A 23,316-nucleotide genomic window follows, 5' to 3' on the forward strand; every position below is an offset into this window, starting at 1 on the left:
TTTCGTGGTAAAATTCTTACAGATAGCCGCAATTGTCCTGGATGATGTTTGTGTTAGAAGAATGTTTATTATTTAAGTGTTGATTTTTAAAACGTGTTTTTTTTGCGTTTATTTATTAAACCAGGAATATTATCGTATATGTTGGTTTTATCGGTATTGGTATGCTTCAGGCCGGGCAGGGAAGCCATTGACAAGGATTTATGTCAATGGAACTATATATTTACAAAAGGGAGGAGGGTGGCAGTATGTTGTCTGAAGTTAATTTAAAAAAATTAAGCTGTATTACATGCCCTTTAAATTGTGAGATAAAACCTACAACATCAGTGCGTATTGCTTTTTGCCAGAGTTTTTGTTTTAGCACCTGGCCAGAAGGCAGTCGTTATTTTGCTCTGGGTATCACGGAAGGTGTGTTGAAAAAAAGCCATACGTGGATTTATTCTGGTTGTGTTTTTGTTGATTTTTCAATAAGTTATTTTAGAAGCTATTTAAGCAGACTCTGGCTGGATACGTTGATAGAAACCAAACTTAAAATCATCCTTGTCTGTGACAGGCATCTGCAGGCATTGGCTAACTATTGGTTCAAAAATGACGATAATATTTTTTTGATTTTGTATCCTGGAGAGAAAATCGACGCGGTTGCTGAAAAAATCAAAAGGAAATTTCTCGGGCATCACGCAATGTCCATACGTGGTGAAGTTTTATCCAGGCTAGAATTTAACATCCTGCATGATTTAAGCGCGGGGCAGGATTGTGTCGTAGTAGCTGAGACATTTAATCTGGGGATACGTAGCGTTTATGCCGCAAAGCAACGCGTAGAGAAAAAAATGGGGGCGGATATTAATGATCTTTTCCGTTATTCCTATGCTGTGTAAAAGTCTACTGTTCTATTTTGATATGTTTTAACGATAGTCGTTATAACATTTAACGTTAAGGCCGTAATCTTCAAGTTTTTCTAAAAAGTATTACTTATCATATGCATGACAAATTTACTTTATACGCTTTATTATCGATTGTCGCGGTGATGAATATTTTTATTTTGCTGTTTGTTTTCTAAACTCTATTTTTTCGTTCCGATCGCACAGATCGGAACCCGCTCTTGCTCCTGCTCCTTTCCCCCGGGCAAAACTTTGATTCACTCCACACTTCTGCGTCATTGTCGAAAAGTGCAGGTTTTACTTACAAAGTGGCCTTCTTTTTCCCTTTCAGCCTGTCAAAAATGCAGATGAAACAAAATTAAAACATAAATTAAACAAATTAGAACATTCATCTGCGAGGTATCCTATGAACAGTCCTGGCAAGTTTCTTCTTCTTAGGGATAAGGGGAGGGGATTATGACGATGAAGCAACCGGCACGCGAGTGCGACGTTCTGGTGGTCGGCAGCGGGGTAGGCGGCCTCTCGGCTGCGGTGACGGCGGGCCTGAAGGGGCTGGATGTACAGGTCATTGAGAAAGAGGCCGTTTTCGGCGGTACGACGGCGTTTTCCGGCGGAGTGCTGTGGATCCCAAACAACCATCTGGCGCAGCAACAGGGCATTGAGGACTCTATCGACGCGGCGCGTACCTATTTGCGTAGCGAAGCGGGCGAAAGCTATCGCCAGGAGCTGGTGGAAGCTTTCCTGGAACAGGCCCCGAAGATGCTGCGCGTTTTTGAAGAGAAAACCCGTTTTTGCTGCAACCTCTATCAGTATCCCGATTACCATCCGGATGCGCCGGGCGGCGTGATGCGCGGGCGCTCGGTGGTACCGGAAGCGTTCGATATTCGCCAGTTGGGCGATGACATGAAGCGGCTGCGTAAACCTCTCCGCACGATCACCTTTCTGGGAATGATGTTTAGCTCGTCGAACAACGATCTCAAACACTTCTTTAATGCTACCCGGTCACTGAAATCTTTCGCCTACGTGGTGAAAAGGCTGAGCCGTCATCTGCTGGAAATTGCCCGCTATGGGCGCGGGATCACCGCTAACGGCGGGAATGCGGTGGTCGCAAGGCTGGCGTGCTCGGCGCGTGATCTTGGCGTGCCGATTCATACCAGGATGGCCGTCAAAGAGCTGATTGTGGAAAACGGCGTGGTACGCGGTGTGGTGGCTGAGCGCGACGGTGAGCGCGTGTCTTTGTATGCGAAGCGCGGCGTGGTGCTGGCTTCCGGTGGTTTTGCCCGCGATGATGCGCGGTTGAAGAACTTATATCCGCATGTTAAACGCGGCGGCATTCAGCTTTCACCGACGCCACCGGGCGCGGACACCGGCGACGGTATTGCGATGGCCGAACGCATTGGCGCGCGTTTTGATAACAGTTATCCGAACGGTGCGGCGTGGATCCCGGCATCGAAAGTGCAGATTGGTCGCCAGCAATTTGTCTTCCCGCATCTGGTCGATCGCTATAAGCCAGGTTTTATCATGGTCAATCGCCATGGCGTGCGCTTTTGTAATGAAGCGGACTCCTATCATGACGTCGGCATCGCCATGATTGAAACCTGCCGCGACGATAACGAAACCTTCGCGTGGCAAATCTGTGACCACAAAGCCTTGCGTAAATATGGTATGGGATTCGCCAAGCCTGCGCCATTGCCCGTTTCGCTCTATACCCGCAACGGTTATCTGCTGAAAGGCAAAACGCTGACGGCGCTGGCAGAGAAAATGGGCGTGCCCGTTGCTGCGTTAAATCATACGGTTACGGCCTTTAATGCCGATGCAAAGCGTGGGAAAGATACTCAGTTTGGGCGCGGTGAGTCAGCGTATAACCGCTATCTTGGCGATGCCAACCATCAGCCAAATCCTTGTGTCGCGCCCATTGAACAAGGGCCCTTTTACGCCGTGAAGCTGTTTATGGGCGATCTCGGTACTTTCCACGGTTTGAAAACCGATAGTGAAGCGCGCGTGCTCGACTTACAGGGCTTGCCCATTCCCGGCCTGTACGCCGCCGGAAATGAGATGGCAAGCATCATGGGCGGCAGTTATCCGGGCGCGGGGATCACCATCGGCCCTGCCGCGACCTTCGGTTATATCGCCGCCAACTCCCTTGCCGCACGCGGTGAAACCTCTGCGCTGCTTCAGCGTGAAGCATCCTGAATTCGGAGATGATGATGTCTACACTTTTTACCCCCCTTACCGTGGGGCCCTTAACGTTAGCCAACCGTATTGTCGTCCCGCCGATGTCGCAATATTCCGCCGCCCACGATGGTATCGCTACGCCGTGGCACGCCCAGCATATTGGCGGTCTGGCGATTTCCGGTGCGGGGCTTGTGATTTGTGAAGCGAACGGCGTCACGCCTGACGGGCGCATTACGCCGCACTGCCTCGGCTTGTGGCATGACGAACAGGCGCAGGCATTGAAAAAGCTGCTGGCGGATATTCGCACCTACAGCGCCACACCGATTGGTGTGCAGCTTAACCATGCAGGGCGCAAGGCGGGCACCAATCCGCCGTGGCGCAATCAGGGCGCTTCACTGGCTGACGAAGAGGGCGGCTGGCCGACGGTCGCCCCCTCCGCCATTGCCTACAAACCCGGTTGGCGGGTGCCGGAAGAACTCGACGAAGCGGGCATGACGCGCATTATCGACGGTTTTGTCGCGGCGGCGTCACGTGCTTTGGCGGCGGGCGTCGATTTTGTTGAGCTGCACGCCGCCAACGGTTATCTGTTGAATCAGTTCCTGTCGCCGCTCAGCAACCAACGCAAAGATGAGTACGGCGGCAGCCCGGAAAATCGAATGCGTTTTCCGCTGCGCGTTGCAAAAGCGCTGCGTGATGCGTGGCCTAAAACGCACCTCTTGGGTGTGCGTTTCAACGGCGGCGAATTTGCCGAAGGCGGTTTAGGGCTGGAAGAGGTGGTGCAGTTTGCCCGCGAACTTCATACGTTGGGCTATGATTATCTTCACGTTTCTGGCGGCTACAATATCTACAACCAAACTCCGCCGGCTGATAAGCCTGGCTATATGGTGCCGTTTGCGGCAGCGGTCAAAGAGGCATTGCCGGACGCGGTGGTGATTACCGTTGGGCTGATTTATGAAGCGCAGCAGGCGGAAGAGATCTTGCAGGAGGGAAGGGCGGATCTGGTCGCGATTGGACGCGGGATGCTCGACGACCCGAACTGGCCGATCCATGCCGCGATTGCGTTGGGCGAAACGCCGCCGTGGCCGAAACCGTATGACCGCTTTGGGCCGTTTGGCTGGCCGACGCATCAGACTCAGGAGGCCAAATGAATACGATGCCGATTGTCGATCACCGCATTTACACCATACGTCTGCGTAAGATGAACGAGTTCATCGAGGTGTTTGATTCGCTGGCGATGCCGATTTTGCTGGAAACGCTGGGGCATCCGCTGGGTTTTTACACAAGCTTTGTGGGGCCGCAGAACCAGTTTGTTCACCTGTGGGGGTATGAAAGCCTGGCGGAGTATGAACGCCGGAGTCAGTTGCGCGATTCCCATCCAGGATTTGCCGCCTATTTAAAGGCGTCGGAACCCTTTATTGTGGCGCAGGAGACGCGGTTAATTCGGGCGACGATGGAGGGTGCGCGCTGATGCCCTCACCCCGGCCCTCTCCCACAGGGAGAGGGAGAAAACCAGCGCAGGACTCAACACCGTGCACAATCGGTCCCCTCTCCCACAGGGAGAGGGAGAAAACCAGCGCAGAACTCAACACCGTGCACAATCGATCCCCTCTCCCTTGAGGGTGAGGGGGAAATGTGCGCGCTGATGCCCTCACCCCGACCCTTTTCCACAGGGAGAGGGAGAAAACCAGCGCAGAACTCAACACCGTGCACAATCAGTCCCCTCTCCCTTGAGGGAGAGGGTTAGGGTGAGGGGGAAATGTGCGCGCCGATGCCCTCACTCCGACCCTTTTCCACAGGGCGAGGGAGAAAACCGGCGCAGAACTCAACACCGTGCACAATCAGTCCCCTCTCCCTTGAGGGAGAAAACCAGCGCAGGACTCAACACCGTGCACAATCAATCCCCTCTCCCTTGAGGGAGAGGGTTAGGGTGAGGGGGAGAATGCTCGCACCGATATTCCCCATGATTTCCATCCAATGGAGGCACCATGAACCTGACCAACAGCATTCCGGTCTTTAAGCTCTACGGTGAAAGCCTGCACTGGCCGACGCCGGATTTGCTGCATTGTGAATCGATCCACAGCCGCAGTAGCCTCTATGACTGGTGTATCCGCGTGCATCAGCATACGGATCTTATCCAGCTTCTTTACGTTCACAAAGGGCAGGGCGAAATTGAAATCGAAGGCGTGACGCACGCCTTCGATGACGCCTGTATCCAGATAATCCCTGCGCTTTGCGTGCACGGCTTTCGTTTTTCGCCCGGAACCGAAGGGTTTTCCCTCTCGCTTGCCGCGCCGTTGGTGGCGCAGTTCGAGCAGCAGTTTGGCCGCCCGCTACAGGTGTTAAATCAGGCCACCTGCGTCCCGGTTGGCGACTCGCGGGAGAAAATTCAGTCACTTTTCGAGACCCTCCAGCAGGAGTATCAGTCCGATAACGACGCGCGCGATATGATGATTCATTCGCTACTCAGTGCCCTGATGGTCTGGCTGAACCGCCAGGCCGCACCGCAGCCGAGCGCCAGCGATAAAGTTGAGCGCAAACGTGCTGCCATTCGTCGCTTTAATCAACTGGTGGAAAATCATTATCGCGAACACTTACCCGTGGCGCACTATGCCAGTGAGATTGGCATGTCCGGTGTTCATCTCAATACCTTGTGTCGGGAATTTCACGGTTGCAGCGCCCTGAGCGTGTTACATCAGCGTCTGCTGCTGGAGGCGAAACGTAGCCTGCTGTACACCAGCATGACTGTCAGTCAGATTTCGGATTATCTCGGCTTCAGCGATGCGACCTACTTTTCACGCTTTTTCCGCCGTGCAACGGGAGCGTCTCCACGCGGATTTCGTGAGAAACCGACCATGGGCTGTGAGACGCCTGCCCACGCATAACCGCGAGCAGGGCCTGGTTTATTTTCCGCTAAACCCGGGTCGCGGCAGTTTTCCCATCAACATGGTGGGCAGGCCGCCATCGACGCCCAGTTCCGCGCCGTTGATATACCCGGATTTGTCGCTCAGCAGGAACAGTACCGCGTGAGCGATATCTTCCGGCTTGCCGATGCGCTGGCTGGCGGTGAAGGCTTCGCGGCTCTCGCGCACGCCGGGTTGCGCATAATAGTCTGCGGTCAGTGCGGTTTCGATCATCCCTGGCGCGACCACATTACTGCGTATTCCGTCGCTACCCCATTCCACGGCAATCTGTTGTGATAACAGGCTCACAGCCGCTTTGCCCGGGCTGTACGCGCCGCTCCACGGCTGCGGAATGCGCCCGGAAATGGAGCCGATATGCACAATACTGCCGCTACCCGCTTTGCGCATATCATGGGCAAACTCGCGCGCGCATAGCAGATAACCGGTCAGGTTCACCGCCAGTTGAGCTTGCCATTGCTCAACGCTAATCTCCGCAAGCCCCGCCGGGCGCAAAATCCCGGCGGCGTTCACCAGCCCGCAGCACGGCCCCAGTTTTTCTCGTACGCTCAACGCCGCCTCTTTGATTTGTGCTTCGCTGCTGACGTCGCAGGCCACCACTAAACGCCGCCCCGGATAGGCCGCCAGTCGTTGTTTTACCTCTTCGCAGCCTTCGGGATTACGGTCGAGCAGGGCGACATCTGCCCCCTGTTGCGCCAATGCTGTGGCGATGGCCTCGCCAATGCCGCTTGCCGCGGCACTTACCGCAAAGATGCGCCCGGCAAGGCCCAGCCAGTCTTGAGAATGATGTGATTCGCTCATAGGGTTACTCCCTTTTTATGGTGATGAATGCAGGTGTCAGACGTCTGTTAATTGTTTGATGCACACGGAAAAAAGGGAATGGACGAAAAGAAAGCTGACTGACACTTTTCGATGCGAAAACGCTTTTTGCGAACCCGCGCGTGGTTGAGTTCATAAAACTGTTAGTGTATTTTTATTCACTAAAATCGCATAATTAACAAAATTGATTATTTAGGGGATGTATCATGTTGAAGAAAATGGCACTGGCAGGATGTTTACTGGCGGCATTAGCCGCGCAGACTGTCGCGGCGGCGCAAACCTATGTAGTGGGCTCTGGCGGAACCTATCGTCCATTTGAGTTTGAAAACAGCCAAAAGCAGCTGGAAGGCTTTGATATCGACATCATCAAAGCGATCGCCAAAGCAGAAGGTTTCGACATTAAGCTGGTGAACACGCCGTGGGAAGGCATTTTCGCCACCCTGAACTCCGGCGATCGTGACATCATTATTTCCGGTATTACTATCACCGACAAACGTCAGCAAATGGTGGATTTCTCTGCGCCTTATTTCCCGGCCGATCAGTCCATTGTGGTGGCGAAAGACTCTGCGGTGAATTCCCTCAGTGCGTTAAAAGGCCAGAAAGTCGGCGTGGTGAACTCCAGCACCGGCGATATCGTGGTTTCGGATGTATTGGGTAAAAACAGCACCGATATCAAACGTTTTGATAATACGCCGCTGATGCTGCAGGAACTGTATGAAGATGGCCTCGGTGCGGCGGTAGGCGATGTGGGGGTCGTGAAGTACTACATCAAAAATCATCCGGAAAAAGCGTTTAAACTGGTGCAGGATGCCAAATTCCAGCGTCAATATTTTGGTATTGCGGTCGCCAAAGGAAACGATGAACTGCTGGGCAAAATCAACGCTGGCCTGAAGAAAATCGTCGCAGACGGTACCTACGCCAAAATTTACACCCAGTGGTTTGATGCCGATGTGCCTGTCTTACCTGCGCAATAACAACGCGGATACTTATTTTAAAAACGGACAGGATGTGTCATGACTGGATTTCGTTGGGAAATCATCCAGGAGTATGCGCCGCTCTTTGTTGAAGGCGCGTGGATGACCATTAAGTGCACCATTATCTGCGTGATTTTGGGCACCTTGTGGGGGTTATTACTGGGCCTCGGGCGGATGGCGAAAGCCGAGCATGGCCCGTGGCGCGTTATTCTGCGCTATTTTGTGCAGTTGCCGGTGCGCGTTTACGTCAGCGCATTTCGCGGTACGCCGCTGTTTGTGCAGATTATGGTCGTGCACTTCGCGCTGGTGCCGTTGCTCATCAACCCGCGCGATGGTGTGCTGGTGACGAGCGGCATCATGTCAGTCGATTTCGCCCGTATGCTGCGCTCAGACTACGGCGCGTTTCTATCGTGTATTGTGGCGATTACCCTCAATGCCGGGGCGTATGTCTCTGAAATCTTCCGCGCAGGCATTCAGTCTATCGACCGTGGGCAGATGGAAGCCTCACGCGCGCTGGGCATGACGTGGGGCAAAACCATGCGCAAGGTCATCCTGCCGCAGGCGTTTAAACGTATTCTGCCGCCGCTCGGCAATAACGCGATTGCTATTGTGAAAGATTCTTCGCTGGCTTCGGCGATTGGCCTGGCCGACCTCGCCTACGCGGCGCGGACGGTTTCTGGCGCGTATGCCACCTATTGGGAACCGTATCTGGCTATCTCGATTATCTACTGGGTGCTGACGTTTATCTTGTCGCTGCTGGTTCAGCATATGGAAAAGAGGTTGAGCAAAAGTGATTCACATTGAAAATCTGCAAAAACGTTTTGGTGCGACTCACGTGCTGCGCGGGATCTCCTGCGAGATTAAGCCTCAGGAAGTGGTGTGCGTTATCGGTCCCTCCGGCTCGGGGAAAAGCACCTTTTTGCGCTGCCTGAATGCGCTGGAAACGCCCGATGACGGTAAAGTCTCGGTGAATGGTTTTGATATTCATGAGCCGAAAACCAACCTCAACAAAATGCGCGAAAGCGTTGGCATGGTGTTTCAGCGCTTTAATCTTTTCCCGCACATGACGGTGCTGGAAAACCTGATCATGGCACCCGTGTCGGTGAAAGGGCTGTCGCGCTCTGAAGCGATTAGCCGTGCGGAAGTGCTGCTGCGAAAAGTCGGGCTGCTCGACAAAATCGACGCCTGGCCCGCCAGCCTTTCTGGCGGTCAGCAGCAGCGCGTAGCCATTGCCCGCTCTATGGCCATGGATCCTTCTATCATTCTTTTTGATGAACCGACATCCGCACTGGATCCTGAACTGGTGGGCGAAGTGCTGGACGTGATGAAAAATCTCGCCCAGGAAGGGATGACGATGGTGATCGTGACTCATGAAATGGGCTTTGCGCGGGAAGTAGCCGATCGCGTGCTGTTTATCGATCAGGGCATTATTCAGGAAGAGGGTACGCCGGAGCAGATCTTTACCGCGCCGCAAAACCCACGCACGGCGGCATTTCTGAGTAAAGTGTTGTGAGTTTCGCCCGGCCTCTGCCGGGCGTTATTTCAGTGCAGACCAAACTCCGCCATTAACTGCTGGCGCAGTTCCACAAATGCGCCGTCGCTGCGTTCGCGCGGGCGGGGCAGATTCACATCGATAATCCTGATGGCGTTGCCTTTCTCTTTCGGCAAAATCAGCACCCGATCTGCCAGATAAATCGCTTCTTCCAGGTCGTGCGTCACCAGCACCATGGTGATATTTTCCGTGGCACGGATGCGTTCCAGCTCTTCCTGCATGGTGATTTTTGTCATCGCGTCCAGCGCACCGAGTGGTTCATCCAGCAGCAGAATTTCCGGGTCGATCGCCAGGGCACGGGCGATGCCGACGCGCTGCGCCATGCCGCCGGAAAGCTGGCCGGGCAGGGCATTTTCATACTGGCTTAAACCGACCAGCTCAATGGATTGTTTCGCACGAAGGCGCGCCTGCGTTTTTGACTTTCCCTGCACATCCAGGCTGAAGCTGACGTTATCCAGTACCGACAGCCAGGGCAGCAAGCGAGGCTCCTGGAAAATGACCGCGCGCTCGCGGCTCATTCCCTGCACCGCGCGCCCGTCGATGACCACCTCTCCGGCATCAGGCTGCTCGAGCCCGGCAAGAATACGCAGCAGGGTGGTTTTCCCGCAGCCGCTGGGCCCGACGATAGCGATGCTCTGCCCGCTCTCAATATGCAGATTCAAATCGCGAAATACATCAAACGGCTGACCGTCGAGAGAGAACGCTTTATGCAGGCGGCGGATAGCGATATCACCGCGCGGTAAATCCGTATTTGGTATCGTCATGACGATCTCCTCAGACTTTTAACAGAATATCGCTGGTTTTCAGCTGATCTTTTTGCAGCACACCGCCGCGTTGCAGAACATCCAGCCAGAACTGCACGTCGTGATCTTCCGCCAGCCCGCCTTTACGCACGCCGTAGCCGGTGAAGTATTTCGCCAGCTCCGGATTTTCGCCGCGCTCTTTCAGCTTCTGCGCCAGAATTTCGCGCGTTTTCTCCGGGTTCTCGCGGGCAAAATCGAGCGCGCGTGCGGATTGCAGCACAAAGTCACGTGCCGCCTGCGGATGCGCTTTCACGAAATCCGCGCGCAGAACGGTAAATCCACCGGCGATAGGGCCAAGCACCTCCGTGTCATTCAGAATCGGACGCAGGCCGCCGTGGCTGCGGGCCACGCCTTCAAAGGTGGTCTGCCAGTAGCCAAACGCGGCAACATCCACCTGGCCGGAACGCAGCGTTTGCTCAAGCTGCGGGCCCGGCACCGCCACCAGGCGTGCGGCTTTTTCCGGTAGCCCGGCTTTATGCAGCGCCTCGCGAACCGTGTAATCGAGATGTGCACCTAACGTATTGATAGCGATACTTTTCCCTGCCAAATCTTTCACTGATTTAATCGGGCTGTCTTCCCGAACATAGAAAATCGATTTGGTGGTGTTATCAATGCCGTTGGTTGGATAGGCCGCGACAAACTGATTGCCTCCGGCGATGGAGTTGATCACCGCAGGCGTAGCCGCAGAACCAATATCGATGCTGCCAGAAGCCAGCGCGAACAGGGATTCAGGCCCGCCGCTGGCGTAACCGGCACTTTTAAAGGTAATCCCCGTCCCTTTGAAATACCCTAACGCATCCGCCAGTTCATGGGCCGCAATGCCACCGTGGCTGGTCATATAGCGCATCGTGACTTCATCCTGCGCCTGTGCTGCGGAGGAAGCACCAAAAAGCATCAGCGTGGTCGCCCAAAAAAGCGGAAGAATTTTTTTCATGATCTGTTCCTGTCTGCGATGAGTGTTTTCTTATAGTGGGTGGTGCAAAACATTACTGGTCACGCGGATTCCAGCGACACAGGCGGCGTTGCAGGAACACCAGAATGCTGTTGGCGAGCAGCCCGGCCAGCGCCAGCAGGAAGATGGCGGCAAACATCAGCGGGATCTGGAAATTGTACTGTGCGTTCATCACCTGGAAGCCAATTCCGCGATTTGCGCCAATCATCTCGGCGGCAATCAGCAGCAGCAGGGCGGTGGTGGCGGATAAACGCAGACCGACGAAAATGCCCGGAATTGAGGCCGGAACGATCACCCGGCGGAACAGCGTCAGTTCGCCTGCGCCGAAGGTGCGTGCCATCTCCAGCAGTTTGCTATCGACCTGCTTCACGCCGCTAATGGTTGATAACAGCACCGGGAAGAGGGCGGCCCAGAAGATGACGAACACTTTCGACGTTTCGCCAAGGCCGAACAGCAGAATAAAGACCGGGTAGAGCGCCAGCGCGGAGGTCTGACGGAAAAGTTGCAGAATCGGATCCAGTGCGCGTTCAATCGGGCGAATTTGCCCCATAAACAGGCCCAGTGGAATACCGATAATCACTGCCGAGAAGAACGCCAGCCCGGCGCGTTGCAGGCTGATTGTGATATCGCCCAACAGCGCGCCAGAATGGACGCCGTTCCACAATGCCAGCACCACTTTATCGAGCGGTGGGATCACTGCCGGATTCAGCCAGCCGACGCTGCTGGCGACTTGCCACCCCGCGAAGAAAAGCATCAACAGGCCGTAGCGGGCGAAGAAATTCAGGCTGCGCGTTGACCAAAGCGCCGCGGTTTTCGCCGCCTTACGTGGGCGGGAGACGGTGGCCCCGGTGGAAGGATATAACATGCTCATGATTCACTCCTCAGGCGACTTTGGCGCGGTGCTGGGCGGCATGCCGATTCTCGGCAAACGGCAGCCCGAGGTTTTCGCGCAGCGTTGTCCCTTCGTACGCGGTGCGGAACAGCCCGCGCTGTTGCAGGATGGGCAGCACCAGTTCAATAAAGTCATCCAGCCCCCCTGGCAGCCACGGCGGCAGAATATTAAACCCGTCGGCGGCTTCGTTCTCGAACCATTCCTGGAGGGTATCCGCCACCTGTTCAGCGCTGCCGACGAGGGTAAAGTGACCGCGGGCGGTAGCGACCCACTGATAGAGCTCGCGAATGGTGAAGTTGTTTTCATCGGCGATCTGGCGGATCAGCTCCGGACGCGATTTCATCCCTTCCGTTACCGGCAGCGGCGGCAGCGGCCCATCGAGATCGTAGTCCGCCAGATTGATCGCTCCCCCGGCCAGTCCGTTCAACAAGGCGATACCGTCAGACTCGACAATCAGCGAGGTAATTTTGCGGTACTTTTCCTGCGCGTCTTCTTCTGTACGCCCGACAAACGGCGCGACGCCCGGCATGATCAACACATGGTCAGGATTACGGCCTGCCGCTCTGGCGCGTGCTTTGATATCGCGGTAGAACGCCTGCGCGGTGTGCAGATGCTGATGGGAAGTAAAAATCACTTCTGCGGTGGCGGCGGCCAGCGCGCGTCCGCTCTCGGATTGCCCGGCCTGGACAATTACCGGTTGCCCCTGCGGTGAGCGCGGCACGTTCAGCGGGCCTTTCACTTTGAAGAATTTTCCCTGGTGATGCGTGGCGTGTACCTTCTGCGCATCAAAGAAAACGCCGGAGGCTTTATCGCGGATGAATGCGTCGTCTTCGAAGCTGTCCCACAGTTTTTTCACCACCTCAACATGCTCTGCCGCGCGCTGGTAGCGATATTCATGGGGATGCTGCGTATCAAGATTAAAGTTGTGCGCGGCGGCATCGGTCGCGGTCGTCACCACGTTCCAGCCCACTCGGCCGCCGGAAATGAGATCCAGCGAGGCGAATTTGCGCGCCAGGTTGTAGGGTTCTTCATAAGTGGTGGAGGCGGTGGCGATAAAACCGATATTTTTGGTCAACGGGGCGAGGGCGCTGAATAAGGTGACGGGTTCAAAACCAGCCACTTTGGCGCTGCCGCCTTCGGTTCCGCCAGCGGCGGGAGCTGCCAGGCCATCCGCCAGAAAATAGGCGTCAAACAAGCCGCGCTCAGCCGTTTGTGCGAGCTGTTTATGAAATTCAAAGCTGGTTGCGCCATCTGCCGGCTGGTCCGGATGACGCCACGCCGCGATGTGTTGTCCACCGCCGGGCAGAAAAGCGCCGAGCTTTATCTGTTTAGTCATGTGCCTTACCTCCTGATGGGATACGGGATGTTCCGCCTGGAGGCCAGAATAGCGAGGGAGTTCCGCTAATTTGAAATAACAAATGTTGAATAGATTATCTGTTTTTTGATTATAGTTTGATGACGACAAGAGAATGCAGGCTGATATGAGCGAGTTTTGTATTAATTGTTAAGCTAAATTAGCAATAACTTTGCCTGTCATCGAGAGTACGACTAAGTAGGTAGATTATTATTTAGTTTTACCAATAGTTCGCCTCTTTTTAATTTGCGATAACATATAATCTGTGTTGCTGATGAGTATAAAATAACGCAGAAGAGCTATAATGGCTGGGTTTTACTGGATATGCCCGACATTTATAATTAAAATAATCGTGACAATCATAATTGCAGGATCTTCGTTTCGCAACGAAATGAAGCGGGTGTATCATTGGGTAAAAGAGAGAAAAATAGAATCGAATCATGGATATATCCCTGCAATTATCAATAAAGTTTATTAACGAACTCATTAAAGTTGTCTCTCCAGAGTTAGTGAAACACATGGAGCGAACGGCTATCGTCGCAATGGAGCTTTGCGAGTATCTTGGGCTGAGTAAAGAGCAGCAGAAGAATCTCTACATTGCAGCATTACTCCATGATATCGGCGAGCTTATCGATATCCGTAGTCGCGAACACGGCGATTTTCATTCTAACAATGAATTACATCAGCGTTATTCTTATAACATGCTGAATGGCCTTGAGATTTTTGACAAGACAAAAGCAATTCTCTACACCCGTCGTCCCGGGTATGAAGACAACTATCGATTGGAAAAAGCTATTCTCTCTTTCTGCGATCGGTTTGAATACGATTTACGCCTGTACCCGGAAAACCTTGCAACCTGTAGTGAAGATATCTGCAACGGATTTGCTCAGCGTTACGCTGATTTTCCCGTTGAGTTTTATGATTTTCTGAAGGTTATCAGTCAGAGAGAATATTTTTGGTTTCGTTTGCAAACCGATAATATTCCTCGGGTTGTGAAGGTTATCTCTCCTATTAAAGTTATTCACCTGGATATCGATGACTTCCAGCAAATTTGTACGCTGATTGCCCGTATTGTTGACACTCACAGCGGGTTTACCGCTGCCCACAGCATGACTGTCGGGCTGGTGGCCCGCGAACTGGCTTATTACAGCGGAATGACCAGCCACGATCAGCAGCGAATTGAAATAGCCGGTTATCTTCACGACATCGGCAAACTGTATGTTCCTATCAGGCTACTGGAGAAAAAAAGCGCGTTGTCGAGGAAAGAGTACAGCATGCTGAAAGAGCACAGTTATAAGACCGCAGAAATACTTAGCGTTGTGGCGGAATTAGGCGATATTGCTGCATGGGCGGCGAACCATCATGAACGTCTTGATGGTTCAGGATATCCTTATCATCTGAACCGTATTTATCTCGATATCCCCAGTCGTATTGTGGCGGTGGCAGACTTCTTCACCGCATTAACAGAAGTACGTCCATATCGTGGCCCACTGAGCATTCAGGATGCGCTGGACATTATGGATAAAGCCGTAGAGGACGGCTCAATTGACGGTGAAATCGTTGCGTTGCTGCATCAGCACAAAGACGCCTTTTACAGTATTGTAAACCAGGCTCGCGCAGGTGGCCGGGCGCTGGTGCGGGATGTGGCGTCTATTCCTTAGTGTTTCGGCTGCGATCGGCATAGATAACCAACCCAATCCCCGACAAGGTCACTGCGATAGAGATCAGCATACGGGCGGTGAGCGCTTCGCCCAGAAACACCATTCCACCTAACGCCGCCAGACAAGGAACGCTGAGTTGTAGCGTGCTTGCAGTCGCGGGGCTGAGCATTGGCAGCAGAGAATACCACAGCAAATAGGCAGCGCCTGACGCCAGTGCCCCCGAGGTGACCGCCAGCATCAATCCGCTCGCATCCATATGGGTTTGCATTCCGCTCAGCAGAAACACGACCAGCGCAATAGGCACGGCCAGTATAAAATTTCCGGCGGTGGCGGCGGCGGCATTTTGTACCCGTTTCCCGGTGATGCAGTACAGCCCCCAGGCGATGCCGGATACGATCATCATCAACGCCGCGGTGAGCGGGGGATGCACTGCGCCAGGCAGCAGTAATAGCACCAGACCCACCATGGCGGCAACGATGCCGACGGCTTTCAGCGGCGTCAGGCGCTCGCCGAGCATGAAACCCCACCCGGTCATCACCAGTTGTACCGTGCCGAATAACAGCAGTGCCCCCATTGCCGCGCCCATTGAGACATAAGCAATTGAAAATGCGAAAACATAGAGCGCGAGCAGGCTGGCATTCAGCCCGTTAAATTCTGGTTTCTTTTTAAGGGCGGGAAGCTGCAGCAGAAGGAAAAGTGCAATCGCGCCGCTGAGCAGGCGCACGCTGCTGAAAGAGACCGCGTCCATATGCAGGCCCTTTAACGCCAGACGGCAAAGCAGGGAATTTGCCGCGAACGCGACCATCGCCAGAATAATTTTCAGCAGCACCGGTATTCCCCCTCTGTGTAAGCGCTCCATTCTACAGGCTCTGCTTCGTGCGTCATCCCTTTCATTAACCGGCTAATTATGCTTGATTGCTAATTTTTAATGAGTATAGTTCTCGTTCTCTTTATCGTTTGTGGTGAGTTCTGACGCCCTTCATCGGACGTACAGGCAGATAAATAAGCATCGCCGCAAACGTCATCTTCAGCGTCTTTCACGAGCGAATTATGCACAACACACAGGGTTTCACTTCTCCATTACGCAAAACGCTGCTGGCGTTAGCGATAGGCAGCGTAGCGCACTCCGCCAGCGCGGCAACCACCACTGATACACCGGCTAAAAAAGCGCAGGAAGAGACGATGGTGGTTCAGGCCGTTGAGGGCAGCGATTTTAAACCGGGTGGCGATCAACCGGTTCCGGCCTACCTCGACGGACAAATCGCCCACGGTGGGCGTCTGGGGATGCTGGGCGAGCAGAAAGCGATGGATGTGCCGTTTAACGTCATTGGCTACACCTCAAAGCTGATGGCCGATCAACAGGCGAAAACCATCGCCGATGTGGTCAGCAATGATGCGGGCGTGCAGACGGTGCAGGGCTACGGTAACTTTGCGGAAACCTATCGTATTCGCGGCTTTAAGCTTGATGGCGATGACATGACCATGGGCGGCCTGGCCGGCGTGGTGCCACGTCAGGTCATGGATACCCAGATGCTGGAGCGCGTGGAAGTCTTTAAAGGCGCGAACGCCTTGCTGAATGGCGCGGCGAGCAGCGGTGTCGGTGGGATGATCAACCTTGAGCCTAAACGTGCCGAAGACACGCCAATTACTCGCGTGGGCGTGGACTACACCTCTGACTCGCAGGTAGGCGGTTCGCTGGATCTGGGGCGTCGCTTTGGGGATAACAACCAGTTTGGCGCACGCGTGAACGTGCTGCATCGCGAAGGGGAAGGGGCGGTCGATAACGATAAACGTCGCACCACGCTGGCTTCGGTGGGGCTGGACTATCGCGGCGACCGTTTCCGTTCATCGCTTGATTTCGGCTACCAGAAGAAAACCTTCCACGGCGGCACGATGGGCGTTAACATCAGCGGCGTCGATTTCGTTCCTTCCGTTCCGGATACCACCAAAAACTACAGCCAGAAATGGGGCTACAGCGATATCGAAAACGAATTCGGTATGGCGAAAGCCGAGTACGATCTGACCGATAACTGGACGACCTACGCGGCCTGGGGTATGCAGCATGGTCATGAGCTGGGAACCTACAGCGCGCCGAAGCTGGTCAATGCCAATGGTGATGCGACGGTTGGTCGTCTGGACACTAATCGTCTGATTGATACCTACAGTGGAATGGGCGGCGTGCGCGGCAACTTCGAGACCGGGCCGGTCAGTCATCAGGTGAATATTGGCTATGCCGCACAGGTTCGCAAAGACGCGACGGCGTGGCGCATGTCCTCCAATAACCCGACTACAAACATCTATGATAATCATGATGTCACGATGCCGGATAATGCATGGTTTGGTGGAAATTATACTGACCCGCTGACCACCTCGCGCAGCCGCGTTCAGGGTTGGCTGTTCAGCGATACGCTGGGCTTCTTTGACGACAGCGTGCTGCTGACGGCGGCAACGCGCTACCAGAAAGTGGTGGTACGCAACTACAGCAATGCCACAGGTAATGAAGACCTTTCTGGTCGCTACACGGAAAGCCGCTGGACGCCGACCGTGGGCCTGGTCTACAAACCGTGGGAACAAGTCTCGTTCTACGCTAACCATACCGAAGCCTTGCAACCGGGCTCCAACGCACCGAGTACCGCCGCCAACGCCGGGCAAAGCACCGGTATCGCACATTCCAAACAGAATGAGCTGGGCGTGAAGGTGGATTACGGCAACGTCGGCGGCTCGCTGGCGCTGTTTGAAATCAAAAAACCGAACGCTATTTCCGATGCGCAGAATTATTACAAAATGGACGGCGAGCAGCGCAACCGTGGCGTTGAGTTAAATGTCTTTGGCGAACCGATGCTGGGCCTGCGCCTGAACGGCAGCACCCAGTGGTTGAACGCGGAACAGCGTAAAACCGCCAATGGCGTAACCGACGGCAAAGATGCTGTGGGCGTGGCGAACTTCTATATGGTGCTGGGCGCTGAGTACGATATCAAACCGGTGGAGGGCTTAACCGCCACCGCACGCGTCAATCATACAGGCTCTCAATATGCCGATGCGGCAAACACCAAGAAACTGGATAGCTATACCACCCTCGACCTCGGGATGCGTTATCGCATGCGCCTGAACGCCGATCAGAACGAAATGGTCTGGCGTGTCGGTGTGACCAATGTGACCAACGAGAAGTACTGGTCTGGCGTGGATGATACCGGCGTTTACCTGTTCCAGGGTGAACCACGAACGCTGAAAGTGTCGATGTCGTACGACTTCTAATCAGATTGCTGACAACGTGCCCTTTGTTCTTGCCGGATGCGGCGTAGACGCCTTATCCGGCCTACAAGATGTTGCGAATTCAATCTATTGCAGGCGCCCTGTAGGCCTGATAAGCGTAGCGCATCAGGCAATTTTGCGTTTGTCATTAGTCTCCTGATGTCGCTATTTTCTGCTTCTACGCCCCGGTAAGCCTGGCTTATCGGGGCGTTTCATTAATTACCGCTCTGAATGTATTGCCTTGCGACATCGGCATTGAAGTGTTAAAAGATGCGCCTTCATAAAAAAGCTACAGGGGTTTGACGTGAAAGACACGTCCTCAGCATCCGGGAGTATTCAGGATGCTTCGTCGGAACAGGTTCCGACGCTGCAACGCGGCTTACAAAACCGACATATTCAATTGATTGCCCTCGGCGGCGCGATTGGCACCGGTCTGTTTCTCGGCATTGGCCCGGCGATTCAGATGGCGGGCCCCGCGGTGCTGCTGGGCTACGGCGTTGCCGGGATTATCGCATTTCTGATCATGCGCCAGCTCGGCGAAATGGTTGTGGAAGAGCCGGTATCTGGATCATTTGCTCACTTCGCCTACAAGTACTGGGGGCCGTTTGCGGGCTTCCTCTCCGGCTGGAACTACTGGGTGATGTTCGTACTGGTTGGCATGGCGGAACTCACCGCCGCGGGCATCTATATGCAGTACTGGCTACCGGATGTGCCCACCTGGATTTGGGCGGCGGGCTTCTTTGTGCTGATTAACGCCGTCAACCTCGTGAACGTCCGCTTATATGGCGAAACGGAGTTCTGGTTTGCGCTAATTAAGGTGCTGGCCATCATCGGTATGATCGGTTTCGGTCTGTGGATGTTGTTCACCGATCACGGCGGCGATCGTGCCAGCATTGATAATCTGTGGCGCTACAACGGTTTCTTCGCCACAGGCTGGAATGGGCTGATTACCTCGCTGGCGGTGATTATGTTCTCCTTCGGCGGGCTGGAGCTGATTGGTATTACCGCCGCAGAAGCGCGTAACCCGGAAACCACCATTCCAAAAGCGGTTAATCAGGTGGTGTACCGTATTCTGCTGTTTTATATCGGCTCGCTGGTGGTTCTGCTGGCGCTTTACCCGTGGGGCGAGATCAAGTCCGACAGCAGCCCGTTTGTGATGATTTTCCATAATCTGGACAGCAACATCGTGGCATCGGCGCTGAACTTCGTGATTCTGGTAGCTTCACTTTCGGTGTACAACAGCGGCGTATACTCCAACAGCCGTATGCTGTTTGGTCTTTCCGTGCAAGGCAACGCGCCGAAATTCCTCACCAAAGTCAGCCGTCGCGGCGTACCGGTGAATTCACTGCTGCTTTCCGGGGCGATCACCTCGCTGGTAGTGCTGGTGAACTATCTGTTGCCAAAAGAGGCCTTCGGCCTGCTGATGGCGCTGGTTGTCGCCACGCTGCTGCTCAACTGGGTGATGATCTGCATGGCGCACCTGAAGTTCCGCGCAGCGATGCGTCGTAAAGGCCGTGAGCCGAAGTTTAAAGCGCTGCTGTCGCCTGCGAGCAACTATATCTGCATCGCCTTCCTGCTGTTGATCCTCGGCCTGATGTGCACCATGGATGGCATGCGCCTGTCGGCAATTCTGCTGCCGGTGTGGGTGGTGTTCCTGTTTATTGCGTTTAAGACGTTGCGGCGCAAAGGGTAAAACTCGGTCGGCGAAAACTTTCTGTTTTCGTACACGCATTTTTGCCCGGTGGCGCTGCGCTTACCGGGCCTACAGGAATGTCCCCGTAGGCCGGGTAAGACCTGTGCGCTGTCATCCTTCCAGAACGGTGCAAACATGATGTATATCATTGACGCAATTATGAAAAGCCATCATCAACAGCGTTGGGTGCGCGTGGCGGATTAAGCCTCCGCCCGGTTCGCCGGGCGGCGTTTTTGTGATAGCCTGCAACCAACGCGTTAATAGCAGGATATCTCCTTCCTATGTCCATTCAGAAAATTGCGCGGCTGGCCGGTGTGTCGGTCGCCACGGTGTCGCGCGTGCTGAACAACAGCGATACCGTAAAGCCGAAAAACCGCGAGCGGGTACTGCAGGCGATTAAAGAGAGCAATTACCAGCCAAACCTGCTGGCGCGTCAGCTTCGCACGGCGCGCAGTTCGATGATCCTCGTGATGGTTTCTAACATCGCCAACCCGTTTTGCGCCGAGGTGGTGAAGGGCATCGAAGAACAGGCCGAGAAAAAAGGTTATCGCATTTTGCTGTGCCATTCCGGTTCGGATATCGAACGTTCGAAATCTGGTTTGCGCTTGCTGACCGGTAAGATGGTTGACGGCATTATCACCATGGATGCATTCAGCAAGTTGCCGGAGCTAAAGACCTTTATCGGTGATGCGCCGTGGGTGCAGTGTGCGGAGTATGCCGATACCGGCTCGGTTTCCTGCGTGGGAATTAACGATGTCGAGGCTGCGCAGCATGTGGTGAGTTATCTGGCCGACAAGGGTCGAAAGCGCATTGCGTTGATTAACCACGACCTGAGCTATAAATATGCCCGCCTGCGCGAGCGAGGCTACAAAAGCGTGCTGCATGTGCGCGAACTGGACTATCACTCCGTGGAGTACGCGGCCGAGCTGAGTTCTGCGGCGGGGAAAGCGGCAATGGAAAAATTGCTGGCGCAACAGCCGAGGCCGGACGCGGTGTTCGCCGTTTCTGATACCCTGGCCGCCGGGGCAATGCGCGCGATTGAACAGGCGGGGTTGAACGTTCCGCAGGATATCGCCGTAGTGGGATTCGATGGTACCGAGCTTGCGGAGATGGTGTCTCCGCAACTGACAACGGTGCAGCAGCCTTCGCGCGAAATAGGCGCGAAAGCGGTAGAACTGCTACTGAATAAAATTGACAACCCGGCCTCTGTGGCCGAGCGAGTGATGATGGACTGGCGCTTTATTTCGCGCGCCAGTGCCTGATTATTGCGCTTGAATGGCGCCTGCCAGTGAACGAATATCGTTCCCGGTAGGCGACTGATATACGCGCAGGCCAAACTCTTCCACTACTGCAAAAATATGGTCGAAGATATCCGCCTGAATGCTTTCATATTCCGCCCAGACTACCGTATTGGTAAAGCAATATATCTCCATCGGCAGGCCGTTATTATCTGGCGCAAGCTGGCGAACCATCAACGTCATATCTTTACGAATACGTGGGTGGTTACGTAAATATTCGTTGAGATACGCGCGGAACGTGCCGACGTTAGTCATTTTACGCAGATTCAGTACCGATGCTTCGCTGCCGTGCTCGCGGTTCCATTCATCAATTTCCTGATGGCGCGAATTCATATAAGGTTTAAGCAATTTGGCCTGAATCAGACGCTGCTGTTCCTGCTCATCGAGAAAATGCACGCTGGTGGTGTCGATATTAATGCTGCGCTTAATTCGACGCCCGCCGGATGCAGACATACCGCTCCAGTTTTTAAAAGAGTCAGAGACCAGCGACCAGGTAGGAATGGTGGTAATGGTGTTATCCCAGTTACGCACTTTTACGGTGGTCAGGCCGATATCCGTTACCGCGCCGTCAGCGCCATATTTCGGCATCTCCAGCCAGTCGCCGAGCTTCAGCATATCGTTGGCTGAGAGCTGAATACCGGCGACCAGGCCAAGAATCGGGTCTTTAAACACCAGCATCAGCACGGCGGCCATCGCGCCAAGGCCACTAATCAGAATCGCCGGTGATTGCCCCAGTAACAGAGAAATAATCAGAATACCGACCAGGATGGCACTGACTAGTTTCACCCCCTGGAATATCCCTTTAAGCGGTAACTGAGACGCCGCGGAAAATTTCTGGCTGAGATTAAAGATAACATCTAATAACGAGAAGAAAGACAACAGGGCATAAAGCATGACCCACAGTTGAGCGCAGGTTGTAAGAATTTGCGCCGCATCGCTGCCTTTTTGTAGCCATAAAACGGCCTGTACGTTGACGATAATCCCTTGCAGGGTAAACGCCAGTCGATGGAAAAGTTTATTTTGGGTAATGATTTGCAGCCATAATTTGCTGCTGGCCTGTGCGCGTCGCTCAAATGTCCGTAGCACAATACGGTGCAGGATAATATGTACGACAATTGCGGTAAGTAAAATAATACCAAAGATAATCACCAGAGAGCTGGTGTGATTAATTTCGATGCCGAGTTCTTCGACCTGAGCTATCAATTCCTGCATAACATCTCCTTTATAACCAGTGCCTATAATGGCGGCTGGGGAGATATTATGCAAATTGGGTGCGGTGCGGTCTGGTGCCCTCACCCCGGCCCTCTCCCACAGGGAGAGGGAGAAAACCAGCAGCAAAATTTAACCTGGCGCGATCGGTTCCCTCTCCCTGTGGGAGAGGGCTAGGGTGAGGGGGATAAATTAAATCTCAGTCAAGATTTCTGACAGTGGCAGACGCGATTTCGGCAGAGCAGCGTTGAAATCTTCCACGCTGTGATGACCCACTGGCACGACCACCAGGCTGGTGAAGCCTTTCTCTTTCAGGCCAAATTCGGCGTCGAGCACGGCGGCGTCGAAACCTTCAATCGGTACCGCATCCAGGCCCATAGCGCCGACGCCCAGCAGGAAGTTACCGACATTCAGGTAAACCTGTTTTGCCATCCACTGATCGTCATCTTTCAGATCCTTGCGGTGCATATCAGCAAAGAACGTACGGCCTTTGTGGTTAGCGGCTTTCGCTTCCGGAGTGGCAAAGCGGCCATCGGCCTCTTCCTGATCGACCACTTTCTCAAGCCATGCGTCATTCATTGCGGTTTTGGCGCAGAAGACCACCACGTGAGAGGCGTCCAGCATTTTACGTTCGTTGAAGACGTAGTTCCCGGCTGCAGATTTCGCCACGCGTGCTTTGCCTTCATCGCTGCTGGCAACGATAAAGTGCCACGGCTGAGAGTTGGTGCTGGACGGGCTGAATTGCAGCAGCGTCTTCAGGTTGTCTGCCTGCTCAGCGGTCAGTTTTTTGCTGGCGTCGAAGGCTTTAGTGGAATAGCGCTTTTTGGCAACGGAAATGATATCCATAACAACTCCTGAATGATAAAAAGCACCGCGCAAACGGTGCGTT

At 54.0% G+C, this 23,316-nt stretch carries 20 protein-coding genes; 12 read left to right on the plus strand and 8 right to left on the minus strand.

The window, feature by feature from the left end; genetic code table 11:
- Positions 1-206: 206 nt before the first annotated feature.
- From DBY68_RS05525 to DBY68_RS05545, 5 genes are all read left to right on the plus strand, one after another.
- Positions 207-872 carry a hypothetical protein gene (locus tag DBY68_RS05525; protein WP_108474006.1) on the plus strand — a complete coding sequence of 222 codons (666 nt, stop codon included), beginning with the start codon at positions 207-209 and terminating at the stop codon, positions 870-872.
- 459 nt (positions 873-1,331) lie between these two features.
- Positions 1,332-3,068 (plus strand): FAD-dependent oxidoreductase, encoded by a 1,737-nt coding sequence (locus DBY68_RS05530; protein WP_108474005.1) that lies wholly within the window; start codon positions 1,332-1,334, stop codon positions 3,066-3,068.
- Positions 3,069-3,076: 8 nt separating this feature from the next.
- Positions 3,077-4,198, plus strand: a complete 1,122-nt coding sequence (locus DBY68_RS05535; RefSeq protein WP_233503878.1) for an NADH:flavin oxidoreductase/NADH oxidase — start codon at positions 3,077-3,079, stop codon at positions 4,196-4,198.
- Positions 4,195-4,518, plus strand: a complete 324-nt coding sequence (locus DBY68_RS05540) for an NIPSNAP family protein (protein WP_108474004.1) — start codon at positions 4,195-4,197, stop codon at positions 4,516-4,518. Before DBY68_RS05535 ends, DBY68_RS05540 begins: the two co-directional genes overlap by 4 nt.
- 517 nt (positions 4,519-5,035) lie before the next feature.
- Positions 5,036-5,932 (plus strand): helix-turn-helix domain-containing protein, encoded by an 897-nt coding sequence (locus DBY68_RS05545; RefSeq protein ID WP_108474003.1) that lies wholly within the window; start codon positions 5,036-5,038, stop codon positions 5,930-5,932.
- An 18-nt stretch (positions 5,933-5,950) separates the two neighbouring features.
- Here DBY68_RS05545 and DBY68_RS05550 read toward each other — a convergent pair whose 3' ends face one another.
- The gene (locus tag DBY68_RS05550; RefSeq protein WP_108474002.1) at positions 5,951-6,769 is read right to left on the minus strand and encodes an SDR family oxidoreductase; all 819 of its coding nucleotides are present in this window, start codon (positions 6,767-6,769) and stop codon (positions 5,951-5,953) included.
- 224 nt (positions 6,770-6,993) lie between these two features.
- Between DBY68_RS05550 and DBY68_RS05555 the strand changes: the two genes are divergently transcribed.
- Genes DBY68_RS05555 through DBY68_RS05565 form a run of 3 tightly spaced genes read left to right on the plus strand, consistent with a single transcriptional unit; the run spans position 6,994 to position 9,274 of the window.
- On the plus strand, positions 6,994-7,761 hold the full coding sequence (locus DBY68_RS05555; protein WP_108474001.1) for a basic amino acid ABC transporter substrate-binding protein: 768 nt from the start codon (positions 6,994-6,996) through the stop codon (positions 7,759-7,761).
- Between the two features lie 39 nt (positions 7,762-7,800).
- The gene (locus DBY68_RS05560; protein WP_108474000.1) at positions 7,801-8,565 is read left to right on the plus strand and encodes an amino acid ABC transporter permease; all 765 of its coding nucleotides are present in this window, start codon (positions 7,801-7,803) and stop codon (positions 8,563-8,565) included.
- On the plus strand, positions 8,552-9,274 hold the full coding sequence (locus DBY68_RS05565; RefSeq protein WP_108473999.1) for an amino acid ABC transporter ATP-binding protein: 723 nt from the start codon (positions 8,552-8,554) through the stop codon (positions 9,272-9,274). Before DBY68_RS05560 ends, DBY68_RS05565 begins: the two co-directional genes overlap by 14 nt.
- Positions 9,275-9,303: 29 nt before the next feature.
- Here DBY68_RS05565 and DBY68_RS05570 read toward each other — a convergent pair whose 3' ends face one another.
- The 4 genes from DBY68_RS05570 to DBY68_RS05585 are packed head-to-tail and all read right to left on the minus strand — an operon-like array spanning position 9,304 to position 13,296.
- Complete coding sequence (locus DBY68_RS05570) at positions 9,304-10,077, minus strand: ABC transporter ATP-binding protein (protein ID WP_108473998.1); 774 nt, start codon at positions 10,075-10,077, stop codon at positions 9,304-9,306.
- A 10-nt stretch (positions 10,078-10,087) separates the two neighbouring features.
- Positions 10,088-11,050 carry an ABC transporter substrate-binding protein gene (locus DBY68_RS05575; RefSeq protein WP_015965457.1) on the minus strand — a complete coding sequence of 321 codons (963 nt, stop codon included), beginning with the start codon at positions 11,048-11,050 and terminating at the stop codon, positions 10,088-10,090.
- Between the two features lie 52 nt (positions 11,051-11,102).
- Positions 11,103-11,939: an ABC transporter permease gene (locus DBY68_RS05580; protein ID WP_108473997.1), complete on the minus strand. Its 837-nt coding sequence runs from the start codon at positions 11,937-11,939 to the stop codon at positions 11,103-11,105.
- A 10-nt stretch (positions 11,940-11,949) separates the two neighbouring features.
- Positions 11,950-13,296, minus strand: a complete 1,347-nt coding sequence (locus DBY68_RS05585; protein WP_108473996.1) for an LLM class flavin-dependent oxidoreductase — start codon at positions 13,294-13,296, stop codon at positions 11,950-11,952.
- Positions 13,297-13,754: 458 nt separating this feature from the next.
- Between DBY68_RS05585 and DBY68_RS05590 the strand changes: the two genes are divergently transcribed.
- Positions 13,755-14,975 carry an HD domain-containing phosphohydrolase gene (locus DBY68_RS05590; RefSeq protein WP_108473995.1) on the plus strand — a complete coding sequence of 407 codons (1,221 nt, stop codon included), beginning with the start codon at positions 13,755-13,757 and terminating at the stop codon, positions 14,973-14,975.
- Here the strand turns inward: DBY68_RS05590 and DBY68_RS05595 are convergent.
- Positions 14,965-15,804, minus strand: a complete 840-nt coding sequence (locus tag DBY68_RS05595; RefSeq protein ID WP_108473994.1) for a DMT family transporter — start codon at positions 15,802-15,804, stop codon at positions 14,965-14,967. The two genes, DBY68_RS05590 and DBY68_RS05595, sit on opposite strands and share 11 nt — an antisense overlap.
- A 221-nt stretch (positions 15,805-16,025) precedes the next feature.
- Here DBY68_RS05595 and DBY68_RS05600 point away from each other — a divergent pair, with 221 nt between their 5' ends.
- The 3 genes from DBY68_RS05600 (at position 16,026) to DBY68_RS05610 (ending at position 21,182) form a co-directional block, all read left to right on the plus strand.
- Positions 16,026-18,230, plus strand: a complete 2,205-nt coding sequence (locus tag DBY68_RS05600) for a TonB-dependent siderophore receptor (RefSeq protein ID WP_108473993.1) — start codon at positions 16,026-16,028, stop codon at positions 18,228-18,230.
- Positions 18,231-18,531: 301 nt separating this feature from the next.
- Entirely contained in the window at positions 18,532-19,920 is a 1,389-nt protein-coding gene (gene pheP / locus DBY68_RS05605; protein ID WP_108473992.1) for a phenylalanine transporter, read from the plus strand.
- A gap of 281 nt (positions 19,921-20,201) precedes the next feature.
- The gene (locus tag DBY68_RS05610; RefSeq protein WP_108473991.1) at positions 20,202-21,182 is read left to right on the plus strand and encodes a LacI family DNA-binding transcriptional regulator; all 981 of its coding nucleotides are present in this window, start codon (positions 20,202-20,204) and stop codon (positions 21,180-21,182) included.
- Here DBY68_RS05610 and DBY68_RS05615 read toward each other — a convergent pair whose 3' ends face one another.
- Positions 21,183-22,430, minus strand: a complete 1,248-nt coding sequence (locus DBY68_RS05615) for a mechanosensitive ion channel family protein (protein ID WP_108473990.1) — start codon at positions 22,428-22,430, stop codon at positions 21,183-21,185.
- A 189-nt stretch (positions 22,431-22,619) separates the two neighbouring features.
- Entirely contained in the window at positions 22,620-23,273 is a 654-nt protein-coding gene (nfsB, locus tag DBY68_RS05620) for an oxygen-insensitive NAD(P)H nitroreductase (protein ID WP_108473989.1), read from the minus strand.
- Between the last annotated feature and the right edge of the window lie 43 nt (positions 23,274-23,316).

The organism is Pseudocitrobacter sp. RIT415 (assembly GCF_003057695.2).
Classification (GTDB): Bacteria; Pseudomonadota; Gammaproteobacteria; order Enterobacterales; family Enterobacteriaceae; genus Pseudocitrobacter; species Pseudocitrobacter faecalis.